Below are 14,637 nucleotides of genomic sequence, written 5' to 3'. Positions count from 1 at the left end.
GTGACCTCATCGCCCGCCACCTACGAGAAGTGAGAACACCATGACCACCACCCCTACCGCCCAGCTGAGCGAGCTCGGTGTGAGCATCTGGCTCGACGACCTCTCCCGGGATCGCATCGCATCAGGCTCGCTCGCCACGCTCATCGAGAGCCGCAATGTCGTCGGTGTCACGACGAACCCGACCATCTTCGCCGCGGCGCTCGCGACCGGCACGACGTACGACGATCAGGTCGTCGAGCTGGCGCGGGCCGACGCGAGCGTCACCGACGCCGTGTTCGCCATCACCACGAGCGATGTCGCCGCGGCGAGCGACATCTTCTCGGGTGTCTATGCGTCGACGAACGGGAGGGACGGCCGCGTCTCGATCGAGGTCGAGCCCGGGCTCGCCCACGACGCCGCCGGCACGATCGAGCAGGCGCGCTCCCTCTGGTCGACCGTGGATCGTCCGAACGCCATGATCAAGATCCCCGCGACGCGTGAGGGTCTCGAGGCCATCACCGAGACGATCGGCGCGGGGATCAGCGTCAACGTCACGCTCATCTTCAGTCTCGAGCGCTATCGCGAGGTCATCGAGGCGTACCTCGCCGGTCTCGAGAAGGCGCGCTCCGCCGGCATCGACCTCTCGACCATCCACTCGGTCGCCTCGTTCTTCGTGTCCCGGGTGGACACCGAGATCGACAAGCGCCTCGTCGACCTCGGCACCCCCGAGGCTCTCGCGCTCAAGAGCAAGGCCGGCGTCGCCAACGCCCGTCTGGCGTACGAGCTCTTTGAGGCGTCGTTCTCGACCGATCGCGCCGCGAGCCTCGTCTCCGCGGGTGCACACCCGCAGCGTCCGCTCTGGGCCTCGACGGGGGTCAAGGACCCGAGCCTCCCCGACACCCTGTACGTCACGGAGCTGGCGGTCGCGAACACGGTGAACACCATGCCGGAGAAGACCCTCGAGGCCACCTTTGACCACGGTGTCATCGAGGGAGACAAGGTCACGGGCCACTACGACGACGCCCGCGCGGTGCTCGATGCACTCGCCGAGCTCGGCATTTCCTACGACGAGGTGACGGCGCTTCTCGAGAAGGAGGGCGTCGAGAAGTTCGTCGTCAGCTGGAACGAGCTGCTCGACACCGTCGCCGCAGCGCTGGAGGCGGCGCGATGACGGTCACCGTCGCGGCGCGCGGCGCGGCCCAGGAGGCTATCGATCGTCTGGTGCCCGCGCTGGTCGACGAGCTCGTCGCGAGCCGCATCACCGCAGGTGACGCGACACTCTGGGGCCCTGCCGCGCGCGACGAGGCCGAGAAGCGTCTCGGGTGGACGCAGGCCGTGACGGTCTCGCGGCCTCTCGTCGGCGAGATCACCGCGCTGCGCGATCACTTCATCGAGGCAGGCGTCACGCGCATCGTTCTGTGCGGCATGGGCGGCTCCTCGCTCGCTCCCGAGGTCATCACCCGAACCGCGGGTGTCCCCCTCGTCGTTCTGGACGCGACCGACCCCGGTCAGGTGCGCTCCGCAGTGCAGGAGAGCATCGAGTCCACCGCGGTCGTCGTGTCGTCGAAGTCGGGCTCGACGGTCGAGACCGACAGCCAGAAGCGCGCCTTCGAGACCGCGTTCCGCGCGGCAGGGATCGACCCGGCGGAGCGCATCGTCGTGGTCACCGACCCCGGTTCGCCCATGGAGGAGGCCTCCCGCGCAGCCGGCTACCGGGTCTTCCTCGCCGACCCCACCGTCGGGGGCCGCTATTCGGCGCTTACAGCCTTCGGGCTCGTGCCCTCTGGGCTCGCCGGCGTGCACCTTGACCAGCTGCTCGACGAAGCGGACGCGGCGACACTGCCCCTCGCCGTCGATTCCCCGTCCAACCCCGGCCTGCAGCTCGGGGCAGCGATCGCGGGCGCCATACCGCGGCGCGACAAGCTTGTGATCGTTGCGGACGGCACGCACGTCGTCGGCCTCGGAGATTGGATCGAGCAGCTCGTGGCCGAGTCCACGGGCAAGGAGGGTACGGGCATCCTGCCGGTCGTCGTCGGCCCCGACGCTCCCGAGCTCAGCTCAGGAGCCCCCGACATCCAGGTTCTGCGTCTCGTCGGCGATGTTCGCGCCACGCGGGACGTCGCGGAGGGCGACATTGAGATCTCCGGCTCTCTCGGAGCGCTCCTCATGACGTGGGAATACGCGACCGCCGTCGCCGGGCGGCTGCTCGGCATCAACCCCTTCGATCAGCCGGACGTGGAGTCGGCGAAGATCGCCGCGCGAGGTCTGCTCGACCACCGCCCGGAGCCCACCGCGCCGCTGTTCGTCGACGGCCGAGTCGAGGCTCGTGGCCCGGCCGAGCTTCTTGCCGGAGCATCCACTGTTGCGGAGGCCATTGACAGGCTTCGGGAGGCGACGCCCGCCGACGGCTACATCTCGGTGCACGCCTACCTCGATCGGCAGGCGCACCCCGAGCTCGAGGCGGTGCGCCACCACCTCGCCGCGCGGTCAGGACGTCCCGTGACCTTCGGGTGGGGGCCGCGGTTCCTTCACTCGACCGGTCAGTACCACAAGGGAGGGCCCGCGCACGGCGTCTTCCTGCAGATCGTGGGCGCATCGCACCCCGATCTCGAGATCGCCGACCGACCCTTCACGTTCGGCGAGCTCATCGCGGCCCAGGCCGCGGGCGACGCTGCTGTGCTCGCCGAGCACGGCCGTCCGGTCGTGACCCTGACCGTGAGCGACGCCGAGTCAATCGCTGCGGTGATCGCCGCCGCATCCTGATCGACCTGACCGCAAGGAGCTCCATGTCACCGGTCGAGATCTCCTCCGACCAGAACCCGCTGCGCTCGCTCGACGATCGGCGCCTCAATCGCATCGCCGGGCCCAGCGGGCTCATCATCTTTGGGGTGACCGGCGATCTCTCGCGCAAGAAGCTGATGCCGGCCGTCTACGACCTCGCGAACCGCGGCCTGCTTCCGCCGGGATTCGGGCTCGTCGGGTTCGCACGGCGCGACTGGGACACCCAGGACTTCGAGAAGGTGGTCCATGACGCGGTGAAGCAGTACGCCCGCACCCCCTTCGATGAGGACGTCTGGCGCCAGTTGACGCGGGGCATCCGCTTCGTGTCGGGAGAATTCGACGACGATGAGGCGTTCGGCCGTCTCGCCGAGACCGTCGCCGAGCTTGACCGCGAGCGCGGCACCATGGGCAACCACGCCTTCTACCTGTCGATACCGCCCAAGTCTTTCCCGATCGTGACGGAGCAGTTGAGGCGCAGCGGCCTCGCCGAGGCCGAGAAGGGTCAATGGCGCCGTGTTGTCATCGAGAAGCCGTTCGGTAGCGACCTGCGGTCGGCGCGGGAGCTGAACGATGTCGTGGAGTCGGTCTTTCCCCCGGACTCCGTGTTCCGCATCGATCACTATCTCGGCAAGGAGACCGTACAGAACATCTTGGCGATGCGCTTCGCCAACATGCTGTACGAGCCGTTGTGGAACGCCAACTATGTCGACCATGTTCAGATCACCATGGCCGAAGACATCGGCGTGGGCGGTCGCGCGGGGTACTACGACGGAATCGGCGCTGCGCGCGACGTGATTCAGAACCACCTGCTGCAGCTTCTCGCCCTCACAGCGATGGAGGAGCCGGTCTCCTTCGCTGCCGCCGATCTTCGGGCGGAGAAGGAGAAGGTGCTCTCCGCCGTGCGACTGCCGGCGGATCTCGCCGCAGGAACCGCGCGCGGCCAGTACGCCAGCGGTTGGCAAGGCGGCGAGTGGGTGCCCGGATTCCTCGACGAAGAGGGCATGAACCCCGCGTCGGTCACCGAGACCTACGCCGCCATGCGACTCGACATCACCACGCGTCGCTGGGCGGGAGTGCCCTTCTACCTGCGCGCCGGCAAGCGCCTCGGTCGCCGCGTGACGGAGATCGCGGTCGTCTTCAAGAGGGCCCCGCAGTACCTGTTCGCGGAGAGCCAGACCTCGGCGCTGGGGCAGAATGCGCTCGTCATTCGCGTGCAGCCCGACGAGGGAGTGACGATCCGCTTCGGGTCGAAGGTTCCCGGTGCCGGCATGCAGGTGCGTGACGTGACGATGGACTTCGGTTACGGTCACGCCTTCACCGAGGCCAGCCCCGAGGCCTACGAGCGCCTCATCCTCGACGTTCTGCTCGGCGAGCCTCCTCTCTTCCCTCGACATGAGGAGGTGGAGCTGAGCTGGAAGATCCTCGACCCCATTGAAGAGTTCTGGGCGACGCAGGGCCCGCCCGAGTCCTACGCACCGGGAACCTGGGGTCCTGCTTCCGCCGACGATCTGCTTGCGCGTGATGGACGAGTCTGGAGACGCCCATGATCATCGACCTACCCAGCACGACAGCGAGCGCGGTCTCGAAGACTCTCGTGCGCATTCGAGATGAGGCCGGCGCGGTCGCGCTCGGGCGCGTTCTCACCCTCATCATCGTGTCCGAGATCGGCGATGAGGAGGACGTCATCGCGGCGGCCAACGAGGCGTCCCGCGAGCACCCGATGCGCATCATCGTGGTCTCGACCGATGACGAGGCGGGCACCGCGCGACTCGACGCGGAGATCCGCGTCGGCGGCGACGCGGGGGCGAGCGAGGTCATCGTGCTGCGGGCCTATGGCGAAACGGCGAGCGACCAGCGCGGACTTGTCACGGGGCTGCTGCTCCCGGATGCTCCTGTCGTGTCGTGGTGGCCTAAAGAGTGCCCCGACGGCGTGTGCGACACTCCCCTGGGCAGGCTCTCCCAGCGTCTCATCACCGACTCGGCCGCGAGCAGCGACCCCGTCGTCGCCCTGAACCGAGTGGCCGATGCCTATCGGCCCGGCAACACCGATTTTGGGTGGACGCGGTTGACACTGTGGCGCGCTCAGCTCGCCGCAGCGCTCGATCAACCACCGTACGAGGGCATCACCGCGGCGGAGGTCTCAGGAGCGCCGGGTGCGCCGTCGACGACGCTCCTGGCTGCATGGCTCAGATGGCGCCTCAAGGTTCCCGTCGACGTTCACACCGAGGGACACGCACCGGCCTCGGGCATCCACAGCGTCGTCCTGCACCGTGCGAGCGGTCCGATCCGTCTCGAGCGCACCGAGCCCGGCGTCGGCATGCTCAGTCAGCCAGGCCAGCCCCAGCACGAGATCTCGCTGCCACGCCGCGGGCTGCGCGAGTGTCTCGCGGAGGAATTGCGTAGGCTCGACCCCGACGACGTGTTCGGGGCCGTGCTCTCCGAGGCCCGCGAGATCTCCCTGGCCGCGCGCTGACACGCCGCATGACTCCGCTCCACCCGAAAGGTTTGTGATACCTGTGACCACCGATCGACGCGTGCTCGTTCATCCTGACCGTTCGACACTCGCAGGAGCAGTGGCGGCACGGTTCCTGACCAAGCTCGTGGACCTCATCGAGGACGAGGGCACGGCGCACGTGGTGCTCACGGGAGGGAGCGTCGGCATCGAGGTGCTCGAAGCGATCACGCACTCCCCCGGCCGCGACAGCGTCGCGTGGAGCGCCGTGCACCTCTGGTGGGGGGACGAGCGCTGGTTGCCGCGCGGTGATGCGGACCGCAACGAGACGCAGGCTCGCCACGCCCTCATCGATCACATCGCGATACCGGCCCACAACGTGCACCCGTTCCCTGCGTCGGACGACGGTGTCGACCTCGACCAGGCGGCCGAGCGCTACGAGGAGGAGCTGCGCGCGCACGCTGACGGTACGGAGTTCCCCACCTTCGCGATCACTTTCCTGGGGGTCGGCCCCGACGGCCATGTCGCCTCACTCTTCCCTGACCGGGAGGGTCCGACCCTCCGGCGCGCAGGCGTGATCGCCGTGCACGACTCCCCGAAGCCTCCGTCGGGCCGCCTGAGCCTCACCCTTCCTCTGCTGCGCCGTTCCGAGCGCATCTGGCTCGTGCTCGCTGGCGCTGACAAGGCTTCGGCTCTCGGGCTCGCACTCGCCGGGGCCTCGTTCGCCGACGTGCCGGCCGCGGGGGCAAAAGGAACCAAGCGCACGGTGTTCTTCATCGACGAGGATGCCTCCGCCGAGGTTCCCGAATCGCTCATCGCCCCGACGTCCTACTGGACAGGCGCCATGGATCAGTCCGATTGGCAGCCCGAGACCTGGCGCCCCACCGATTCGTGACGAGACCCGAACCGGGTCAGCGCGGCCACCACGATGGCCTGCCCGTCGCGAGCTCTGCTGCGCCGCGCAGCTAGGCGGTGCCGCGGCGCTGACGCAAACGCTGCAGCGCCTCGTCGAGAATCTGCTTAGCCTCCTCGTCGCTGCGGCGTTCCTTCACATACGCGAGGTGGGTCTTGTACGGCTCGTTCTTCGCCATCGCAGGAGGGTTGTTCTTGTCGCGCCCCGCGGGAAGACCGGACGCCGGCGAGTCAATCGTCTCGGGAATCTCCTCCTCCGGCAGATTCGCCGCGAAGTGGCGAACCGTCTCGTTGCCGAGCGCGTCCCAGTACGAGATGGTCATGCGCTCCGCCTGGATCCCGCGGTCCTGCTCCCCCATGGGGCCCGAACCGACGCGGGAGCCGCGAATCGCGCTTCCTCCTGACACCATGACGTATCTCCCTTATGCCGCGTCGAAGCGTGTGATCAGACCGAGCACGATGATCGCAGACACCCACACGAGGGCGAGAATGATCGTGATGCGATTGAGGTTCCGCTCCGCCACCCCCGAGGCACCGAGGTTGGACGTCACCCCGCCGCCGAACATGTCGGAGAGCCCGCCACCGCGGCCGCGGTGCAACAGGATCATGAGCGTCAGCAGGAGGCTCGTGATCCCCAGGATGACCTGGAGCACGACCTGAAGAATTTCCACGAATAGAACCTCTCGAGCGTTTCGGACAGTCTCCCACCCTACCGGACAGGGAGGGAGCCGCGCGTCAGACAGTGCCGACGTGCTTCGGGAATCGCGCGATGGCGGAGAACTCGTCCACGTCGAGGCTGGCTCCACCGACGAGGGCGCCGTCGACATCCTTCTGCGCCATGAACCCGGCGATGTTCGCTGCCTTCACGCTGCCGCCGTAGAGGATGCGCGTGCGCTGAGCAGCCTCCGATCCGAGAGCGGTCTCGATCTCAGCGCGCATCGCGGAACACACCTGCTGGGCCTGCTCGGGCGTTGCCGCCTTCCCGGAGCCGATCGCCCACACCGGTTCGTACGCCACCACGATCTCGTGGCCCGGGTCAAGCTCGGAGAGCACCACAGCCAGCTGACCCACGGGCACCGCCGAAGGGCCGTGCGCCTCGAGGTCCTCCGCTGTCTCGCCGACGCAGACGACCGGCGTCACGCCGTGTCGCAGAGCAGCGCGGGTCTTCGCGGCGACGAGCGCGTCGTCCTCGTGGTGGTACTCACGCCGCTCGGAATGGCCGATGATGACGTAGCGGCACTCGAGCGCTGCGAGGAACGCGCCCGAGATCTCACCTGTGTAGGCGCCGCTGTCGTGCACGGAGACGTCCTGCGCGCCGTGCCCGAGGTCGAGCTTGTCGGCAGAGATGAGCGTTTGCACGCTGCGCAGGTCGGTGAAGGGCGGGAACACCGCGACCTCGACCTCGGCCGAGGAGTGCTTGGCGTCACGTAACGACCACGCGAGTTTTTGCACGAAGGCGATCGACTGCAGATGGTCGAGGTTCATCTTCCAGTTGCCCGCGATGAGCGGGGTACGGTTCACGGCCATCCGAGGACCTCCAGTCCAGGTAGCTTCTTGCCCTCGAGGAACTCGAGGCTGGCGCCGCCCCCGGTGGAGACATGGCCGAAATCGTCGTCGCGGTAGCCGAGCGCTCGCACGGCGGCGGCGGAGTCGCCTCCGCCGACGACCGCCAGGCCGGGCATCTTCGAGAGGGCTTCGGCGACAGCCCTCGTGCCCGCGGCGAACGCGGGGAACTCGAAGACCCCCATGGGACCGTTCCAGAACACGGTCGCCGAGGTCGAGACGAGCTCAGCGAAACGGGCAGCGGTCTCCGGCCCGATGTCGAGCCCGATTCCCGCGGGCCCGGCTGGTCCGCCTTCGAGGTCATCAGCCGGGAGAACCGTGTGGGCCGCGTCAGCGGAGAAGGACTCTGCCACGGCGACGTCGGTCGGCAGGACGATCTCGACCCCGCGCTCGCGCGCCTCCTCGAGGTAGGCGCGGACGGTCTCGAGCTGGTCCTCCTCCAAGAGGCTTGCGCCGACAGAGTGGCCCTGCGCCTTCAGGAAGGTGAAGAGCATGCCGCCGCCGACGAGCAGACGGTCGACCCGGGGCAGGAGGTGCGCGATCACCCCGAGCTTGTCCGACACCTTCGACCCGCCGAGCACGACCGTGTAGGGGCGCTCGGGAGTCTCGGTCAGGCGATCCAGTACCTCCAGCTCGGTTGCGATGAGAGAGCCAGCGGCACTCGGCAGCAGCTGGGCGAGCTCGTAGACGCTCGCCTGCTTGCGGTGCACGACCCCGAAACCGTCCGAGACCATCGCGTCACCGAAACGCGCGAGCCGCTCGGCGAAGGTGCGCCGCTCCGTCTCGTCCTTGCTCGTTTCGCCCGCGTTGAAGCGGAGGTTCTCGAGCAGCGCGATGCGGCCATCCTCCAGTGCCTCGACCGTCCCTGCCGCCGCCGCCCCGACCGTGTCCTCGGCGAATGCCACCGGAGCGCCGAGAAGCTCGCTCAATCGCTGGGCAACCGGCTTGAGGCTGTATCGAGCATCCGGAGCGCCATCCGGGCGTCCGAGATGGGAGATGACGACCACCCGCGCGCCACGGTGCAGGAGCGCGTTCAGGGTCGGCAGGGAGGCGCGGATGCGTCCGTCATCCGAGACGACCCCATCCGAGATCGGCACGTTGAGGTCGCACCGCACAATGACGCGTCGACCGGCGAGGTCTCCGAGGGATTCGATCGTGCGCAGGGTCACGTCGGTGCTCCTGGATGCTCGGCTACAGCCGTGCGCCGACGTACTCGGTCAGGTCGACAAGGCGGTTCGAGTAGCCCCACTCGTTGTCGTACCACGCCGAGACCTTGACGAGGTTGCCGCTCACGTTCGTGAGCTCCGAGTCGAAGATCGACGAGTGCGGGTTGAGCTGGATGTCGCTGGAGACGATGGGGTCCTCGGTGTACTGCAGGATGCCGTGGAGGCGCCCCTCTGATGCCGCAGCCTGGTAGGCGGCGTTGATCTTTTCTGCGGTGAGCCCCTCGGTCGGCGTGATGACGGTGAGGTCGACGATCGAACCGGTGGGCACCGGCACACGGTAGGAGGAGCCGCTGAGCTTGCCGTTGAGCTCAGGCAGCACGAGGCCGATGGCCTTCGCGGCACCGGTCGAGGCAGGAACGATGTTGATCGCGGCGGCGCGCGCGCGACGGAGATCGCTGTGGGGGCCGTCCTGCAGGTTCTGGTCGGCCGTGTACGCGTGCGCGGTCATCATGAAGCCACGCTCGATGCCGAATGCGTCGTTGAAGACCTGGGCGAGCGGCGCGAGGCAGTTGGTGGTGCATGAGGCGTTGGAGATGATGACGTCGGTGGCCGGGTCGTAGCTCTCCTCGTTCACGCCCATGACGATCGTCGCGTCGTTGCCGGAGGCGGGCGCCGAGATGAGCACCTTCTTCGCACCGCCTGAGACGTGCTTCTTGGCGTCCTCTGCCTTCGTGAAGCGGCCGGTCGACTCGATGACGATGTCGACGCCGAGGTCGCCCCAGGGCAGATCGGCGGGGTCGCGCTCGGCGAAGACTCGGATGCGCTGGTCTCCGACCGTGATGGAGTCACCGTCGTGCGACACGTCGTGAGCGAGCGGGCCACCGACCGAGTCGTACTTCAGCAGATGTGCAAGCGCCGCGTTGTCGGTGAGGTCGTTCACCGCGACGATCTCGAGGTCGCTGCCCTGGGCGAGCGCCGCACGCAGGTAGTTGCGACCAATGCGCCCGAATCCGTTGATGCCGATCTTCACGCTCACGTGAACTCCTTGTCGTGGGGGCGCTCCACGGCGCCGTGGGGTGGTCCGAGTGGTGGTGGTGGCGACAAGAGTGTGGCCGGGGACATCGCCCCGGCCACGATGCCGCTTACGACAGTAGCAGGAGGGCGTCGGTGCCTGAGCGCGCTGCGGCGAAGCGCTCGGCCACGTTCTTCCAGTTGACGATGTTCCAGAACGCCGCGACGTAGTCGGCCTTCACATTGACATAGTCGAGGTAGAAGGCGTGCTCCCACATGTCGAGCTGCAGGAGCGGCACCGTAGCCTGTGCGGTGTTGCCTTGCTGATCGAAGAGCTGCTGGATCACCAGGCGCCGTCCGATCGGGTCCCAGGACAGCACTCCCCAGCCCGATCCCTGGATGCCCATCGACGCCGCAGTGAAGTGCGCCACGAAATAGTCGAAGGAGCCGAAGAACTCGTCAATAGCGCTCGCGAGCTCCCCGGTCGGCTTGTCACCGCCGTCCGGGGAGAGGTTGGTCCAGAAGATCGAGTGGTTGACGTGGCCGCCGAGATGGAAGGCGAGGTCCTTCTCCAAGCGGTTGATATTGGCGAAGTCCCCTGACTCGCGCGAGGCCGCCATACCCTCGAGCGCACCGTTCGCGCCGGCGACGTAGGCGGCGTGGTGCTTCGAGTGGTGAAGCTCCATGATGCGGCCACTGATGTGGGGCTCGAGCGACCCGTAGTCGTAGGACAGTTCGGGAAGTGTGTAGACGGACATGTGCGTACCTCTCCTCGCGAATACTCGTCAGGCCGCTGCACCGAGCGCGCGACCCTCCTGACGGGTGATCAGTCTAGTGAGGCCGAGCGCGGGCACCATCAGGCTGCCGGCGATACTCACCTCACGCTCAGTCGACCTCTGCCGGCAGCCCCGCCTCGGTGCCGGGGATTCCGAGCTGCTCGGCCCTCTTGTCGGCCATGGCGAGCAGGCGCCGGATGCGGCCGGCGACGGCATCCTTCGTCATCGGCGGGTCCGCGTGGTGCCCTAGCTCGTCGAGGCTCGCATCCCGATGGTTGAGGCGCAGCTCGCCCGCGTACCTGAGATGATCGGGCAGGTCGTCCTCGAGGATCTGCAGTGCGCGCTCGACACGCGCGCACGCAGCCACCGCCGCCTGCGCCGAGCGCCGTAGATTGGCGTCGTCGAAGTTCACGAGACGATTCGCCGTCGCGCGCACCTCGCGGCGCTGGCGCAGCGCCTCCCAGTCTTCGACGGTGCGCTCAGCCCCCATGGTGCGCAGCATGAGCGCGATCTTGTCGCCATCGCGGATGACCACGCGGTGCACTCCGCGCACCTCGCGTGCCTTGACGGGAATACCCAGTCGACCGGCGGCACCGACGAGCGCCATCGCCGATTCGTTGCCGGGGCAGCTGATTTCGAGAGCTGCCGAGCGGCCGGGGTCAGTGAGGGATCCATGGGCGAGGAACGCCCCGCGCCAGACAGCCGCGAGCTCATCCTTGGTGCCGGTCGTCAGCCGGTTCGGCAGGCCGCGGACGGGGCGCCGACGAGCATCGAGCAGACCCGTCTGGCGCGCGAGTGTCTCGCCGCCCTCGAGAACTCGCACAAGATACGTCGGTGTCTTGCGGATGCCGCTCGGCGACATGACTGCCGCGTCGCTGCGCATGCCGTAAAGCTCGGCGAGATCCTTCCGCACCCGGCGGGCGATCGAGGGCGCATCGACTTCGATCTCTACTGCGACGCGCCCAGAGATCACGTGGAGCCCTCCAGCAAAGCGCAGCACCGTCGCGAGCTCGGCTGCGCGCACGGTCGTCCTGGTGACCGCCAACTGTGCCAGTTCATCCTTCACGTCGGCGGTCAGCGCCACGATCGCGCTCCTCTCGTTCTGCCTCGTCCTCGCCCTGCGGGTGGGGATGACACTCGACCCTACTCGCGTCCGAGGTCGCGGTGCTTCACGGTCACATCGATGCCGGGCATGCCGCGCAGGTGCGCGGCGAACTCCTCGACCAGCGCGACGGAGCGATGCTTCCCTCCCGTGCAGCCCACCGCGATCGTCGCGTGCGGCTTGTTCTCTCGAGCGTACCCCGCCAGTACCGGGCCAAGGGCGGCCACGAAGTGCTGCACGAAGTCTCGCGCGCCCTCCTGCTCGAGCACGTACTCACTGACGCGCGCGTCCTGCCCTGTCGAGCCGCGCAGGTCGTCGCGCCAGAACGGGTTGGGCAGAAATCGTGCGTCGGCCACGATGTCGGCGTCCGTCGGGATGCCGTACTTGAAGCCGAAGCTCTCCAGAGTCACCCGCACGAGCGCTCGACCCTCGTCGGCGAAGAGCTCGGTGACGGTCGTGGCGAGCTGATGGATGTTGAACTCGCTCGTATCGATGATGAGGTCGCTGAGCTCGCGCACGGAGGTCATGAGGTCGCGCTCGCGGCCGATTCCGTCGAGCAGGGTGCCGTCCGCCTGCAGCGGGTGGGGCCGCCGCACCTGCTCGAAGCGGCGCACCAGCGCCTGATCGGTCGCGTCGAGGTAGACCACGCGCACGGGAGTGCGTTCCCGCAGCTCGCCGATGATGCTCGCGAGGTCCGCGAAGAGCTTCCCCCCGCGCACGTCGACGACGGCGGCGATCGAGGGCAGAGCGCTACCGGGATGCATGGCGAGATCGAGGAGAGGGCGGAGCATCTGCGGAGGAAGATTGTCGACGACGTACCAGCCGAGATCTTCGAGCGCATTGGCGACCGTGGAGCGACCCGCCCCCGACATGCCCGTGACGATGAGGACGTCGTTCGGCGTGCTCTCGCTCACGGTGGCCTCATGCTCAGGTTGGGGAAGGGGCGGCTCCAGCCTAGACGCCTGCACCCTGACGAAGCTCGCGATGGATCGCCTGCGCCACGACGGCACCGATGCCGTCGACCTGCTCGATCTCCTCGCGCGAGGCCGCCCGCAGGCGGGCCACGGAGCCGAAGTGCTGCAGGAGGCGCTTGATGCGCGTCGGGCCGAGGCCCGGTACGGCGGAGAGCTGGCTGCGGATGTCTCGTGACCGTGTCGTGCGCTGGTACCGGAGTGCGAAGCGGTGCGCCTCGTCGCGAAGGCGCTGGAGGAGGAACAGGGCATCGGAGGTTCTCGGCAGGATCACCGGGTAGGGGTTTCCCGGCAACCAAATCTCCTCGAGCCTCTTGGCGATGCCGCACACGGCGATGTCGTCGATTCCCTCGTCGCGCAGCGCCCGAGCGGCTGCTTCGACCTGCGGCTGCCCGCCATCCACGACGAGGAGCCCTGGCCGGTAGTGGAAAGACTGCCGCGGCGCCTCCTGGACGACCTCCACGTCCGCTCCCTCCTGCCCGTTGCTCGCGGCGAGCGTCGTGCTCGCGTCGCTGCCCCCGTTTCCGGCTCGCTCGAGGTGTGCGAGCCGTCTCCGCAGCACCTGGTAGAGAGCATCGGTGTCGTCCCTGGCCTGCGGGATCGCGAAGGTACGGTACTGGTTCTTTTTGGGAAGCCCGTCTTCGAACACGACCATCGACGCGACCTGGTTGGTGCCGCCGAGATGGGAGACGTCATAGCACTCGAGCCGCAACGGGGCACTGGGAAGCCCGAGCGACTCCTGCAGGTCGGCGAGCGCGAGCGAGCGCGCCGTGAAATCGCCGCTGCGTCGCGTCTTGTACAGCGCCAGAGCGCCCTGAGCGTTGGTGGCGACGGTCTGTGCGAGGGCGGCCTTGTCACCGCGATGCACGACGCGAACGGCCACTCCGCCGCGCTCCCCCGCGCTGCGCCGACGCTCACCCAGCAGCGTCTGCAGGGCTGCCGCATCGTCGGGAACGGCGGGCACGATCACCTCGCGCGCGGGCACGGTGCCATCGTCGTAGGCCTTCTGCAGAATCGTGTCGACGAGCTCGGCGAGTGTGACATCGAGCTCCGTGTCAACGACCCAGCCGCGGACTCCGCGGATGCGGCCTCCCCTGACGACGAACAACTGCACGGCGGCCGCCAGCTCGTCGTGCGCCACGCCGAAGATGTCCGCATCCACGTCTTCCGCGAGCACGATCGCGTTCTTGGCGAGCGCCGTCTCGAGGGCTCCTACCTGGTCGCGCAGCCGTGCGGCAGTCTCGTAGTCGAGCTCGGCGGCCGCGGCAGACATCTTTTGCCTGAGGTCGCGCACGAAGCGCTCATCGTTGCCCGCCATGAAGGAGGCGAGGTCGAGCGCGATGCCGCGATGCTCCTCCGGTGTGACGCGTCCGACGCACGGCGCGGCGCACTTGCCGATATCGCCGAGAAGGCAGGGCCTCCCGGTGCGATGCGCCCGCTGATAGACAGCGTTCGAGCAGGAGCGCATGGGGAAGGCCTTGAGCAGGATGTCGATGGTCTCTCGCACGGCCCAGACCTTGGTGTAGGGCCCAAAGTATCGGGCGCCATCGATGCCTCGCGTGCGCGTGACCATGACGCGCGGAACCTTCTCGCCGAGAGTGATCGCCACGTACGGATAGGTCTTGTCATCTCGGAACTGAACGTTGAAGGGAGGGTCGAACTCCTTGATCCAGGTGTACTCGAGCTGCAGGGCCTCCAGCTCGCTGCCGACGACCGTCCACTCGACGCCTTGCGCAGACGTGACCATGCGGCGGGTGCGCTCGTGCAGGCTCGTGAGCGGCTGGAAGTAGTTGCTGAGGCGGGAGCGCAGGTTCTTGGCCTTGCCCACGTAGAGGACTCGACCGCTCTCATCGTGAAAGCGATACACCCCTGGCTCGACGGGAATCTCTCCGCGTGCCGGGCGCCAGTGCTCGCGCGTGGGCAT

The 14,637-nt window shown here is 67.9% G+C and carries 14 protein-coding genes; 5 read left to right on the top strand and 9 right to left on the bottom strand.

Translation table 11 applies throughout. The features are described 5' to 3' along the window. Positions 1–40 precede the first annotated feature (40 nt). Genes tal through pgl form a run of 5 tightly spaced genes read left to right on the top strand, consistent with a single transcriptional unit; the run spans position 41 to position 6,107 of the window. Entirely contained in the window at positions 41–1,150 is a 1,110-nt protein-coding gene (gene tal / locus RJQ01_RS09040) for a transaldolase (RefSeq protein WP_350476394.1), read from the top strand. Beyond that, on the top strand, positions 1,147–2,742 hold the full coding sequence (locus RJQ01_RS09035; RefSeq protein ID WP_350476393.1) for a glucose-6-phosphate isomerase: 1,596 nt from the start codon (positions 1,147–1,149) through the stop codon (positions 2,740–2,742). Before tal ends, RJQ01_RS09035 begins: the two co-directional genes overlap by 4 nt. Positions 2,743–2,765: 23 nt before the next feature. Continuing rightward, on the top strand, positions 2,766–4,307 hold the full coding sequence (gene zwf / locus RJQ01_RS09030; RefSeq protein ID WP_350476392.1) for a glucose-6-phosphate dehydrogenase: 1,542 nt from the start codon (positions 2,766–2,768) through the stop codon (positions 4,305–4,307). Further along, positions 4,304–5,233: a glucose-6-phosphate dehydrogenase assembly protein OpcA gene (locus tag RJQ01_RS09025; protein ID WP_350476391.1), complete on the top strand. Its 930-nt coding sequence runs from the start codon at positions 4,304–4,306 to the stop codon at positions 5,231–5,233. Before zwf ends, RJQ01_RS09025 begins: the two co-directional genes overlap by 4 nt. A gap of 43 nt (positions 5,234–5,276) precedes the next feature. Then, positions 5,277–6,107, top strand: coding sequence for a 6-phosphogluconolactonase (gene pgl, locus RJQ01_RS09020; protein WP_350476390.1), 831 nt, complete (start codon positions 5,277–5,279; stop codon positions 6,105–6,107). A 70-nt stretch (positions 6,108–6,177) separates the two neighbouring features. Here pgl and RJQ01_RS09015 read toward each other — a convergent pair whose 3' ends face one another. From RJQ01_RS09015 to uvrC, 9 genes are all read right to left on the bottom strand, one after another. After that, complete coding sequence (locus RJQ01_RS09015; RefSeq protein WP_350476389.1) at positions 6,178–6,534, bottom strand: RNA polymerase-binding protein RbpA; 357 nt, start codon at positions 6,532–6,534, stop codon at positions 6,178–6,180. Between the two features lie 12 nt (positions 6,535–6,546). Beyond that, a complete protein-coding gene (gene secG, locus RJQ01_RS09010) occupies positions 6,547–6,795 on the bottom strand; it encodes a preprotein translocase subunit SecG (RefSeq protein ID WP_152582838.1) in 249 nt (82 codons plus the stop codon). Between the two features lie 64 nt (positions 6,796–6,859). Then, positions 6,860–7,651: a triose-phosphate isomerase gene (gene tpiA / locus RJQ01_RS09005; protein WP_350476388.1), complete on the bottom strand. Its 792-nt coding sequence runs from the start codon at positions 7,649–7,651 to the stop codon at positions 6,860–6,862. Continuing rightward, positions 7,642–8,856, bottom strand: coding sequence for a phosphoglycerate kinase (locus RJQ01_RS09000; RefSeq protein WP_350476387.1), 1,215 nt, complete (start codon positions 8,854–8,856; stop codon positions 7,642–7,644). Before RJQ01_RS09000 ends, tpiA begins: the two co-directional genes overlap by 10 nt. Before the next feature lie 22 nt (positions 8,857–8,878). Then, positions 8,879–9,889 (bottom strand): type I glyceraldehyde-3-phosphate dehydrogenase, encoded by a 1,011-nt coding sequence (gap, locus tag RJQ01_RS08995; RefSeq protein WP_350476386.1) that lies wholly within the window; start codon positions 9,887–9,889, stop codon positions 8,879–8,881. A gap of 106 nt (positions 9,890–9,995) precedes the next feature. Further along, positions 9,996–10,622, bottom strand: coding sequence for a superoxide dismutase (locus tag RJQ01_RS08990; protein ID WP_350476385.1), 627 nt, complete (start codon positions 10,620–10,622; stop codon positions 9,996–9,998). Positions 10,623–10,749: 127 nt separating this feature from the next. Next, the gene (gene whiA, locus RJQ01_RS08985; protein WP_350476384.1) at positions 10,750–11,724 is read right to left on the bottom strand and encodes a DNA-binding protein WhiA; all 975 of its coding nucleotides are present in this window, start codon (positions 11,722–11,724) and stop codon (positions 10,750–10,752) included. 59 nt (positions 11,725–11,783) lie between these two features. After that, positions 11,784–12,656, bottom strand: coding sequence for an RNase adapter RapZ (gene rapZ, locus RJQ01_RS08980; RefSeq protein ID WP_350476383.1), 873 nt, complete (start codon positions 12,654–12,656; stop codon positions 11,784–11,786). Between the two features lie 40 nt (positions 12,657–12,696). Beyond that, complete coding sequence (gene uvrC / locus RJQ01_RS08975) at positions 12,697–14,637, bottom strand: excinuclease ABC subunit UvrC (protein ID WP_350476382.1); 1,941 nt, start codon at positions 14,635–14,637, stop codon at positions 12,697–12,699.

Origin of the sequence: Microcella sp., assembly GCF_040286215.1 — a bacterium.
Classification (GTDB): domain Bacteria; phylum Actinomycetota; class Actinomycetes; order Actinomycetales; family Microbacteriaceae; genus Microcella.
This window is presented reverse-complemented; position numbering and strand designations above follow the sequence as displayed.

Excerpts from the sequence above, each read along its gene's own strand:
- tal (WP_350476394.1), top strand. The coding sequence starts at position 41 with ATGACCACCACCCCTACCGCCCAGCTGAGCGAGCTCGGTGTGAGCATC.
- RJQ01_RS09035 (WP_350476393.1), top strand. The coding sequence starts at position 1,147 with ATGACGGTCACCGTCGCGGCGCGCGGCGCGGCCCAGGAGGCTATCGAT.
- zwf (WP_350476392.1), top strand. The coding sequence starts at position 2,766 with ATGTCACCGGTCGAGATCTCCTCCGACCAGAACCCGCTGCGCTCGCTC.
- RJQ01_RS09025 (WP_350476391.1), top strand. The coding sequence starts at position 4,304 with ATGATCATCGACCTACCCAGCACGACAGCGAGCGCGGTCTCGAAGACT.
- RJQ01_RS09015 (WP_350476389.1), bottom strand. The coding sequence starts at position 6,534 with ATGGTGTCAGGAGGAAGCGCGATTCGCGGCTCCCGCGTCGGTTCGGGC.
- tpiA (WP_350476388.1), bottom strand. The coding sequence starts at position 7,651 with ATGGCCGTGAACCGTACCCCGCTCATCGCGGGCAACTGGAAGATGAAC.
- RJQ01_RS08990 (WP_350476385.1), bottom strand. The coding sequence starts at position 10,622 with ATGTCCGTCTACACACTTCCCGAACTGTCCTACGACTACGGGTCGCTC.
- uvrC (WP_350476382.1), bottom strand. The coding sequence starts at position 14,637 with ATGCCCACGCGCGAGCACTGGCGCCCGGCACGCGGAGAGATTCCCGTC.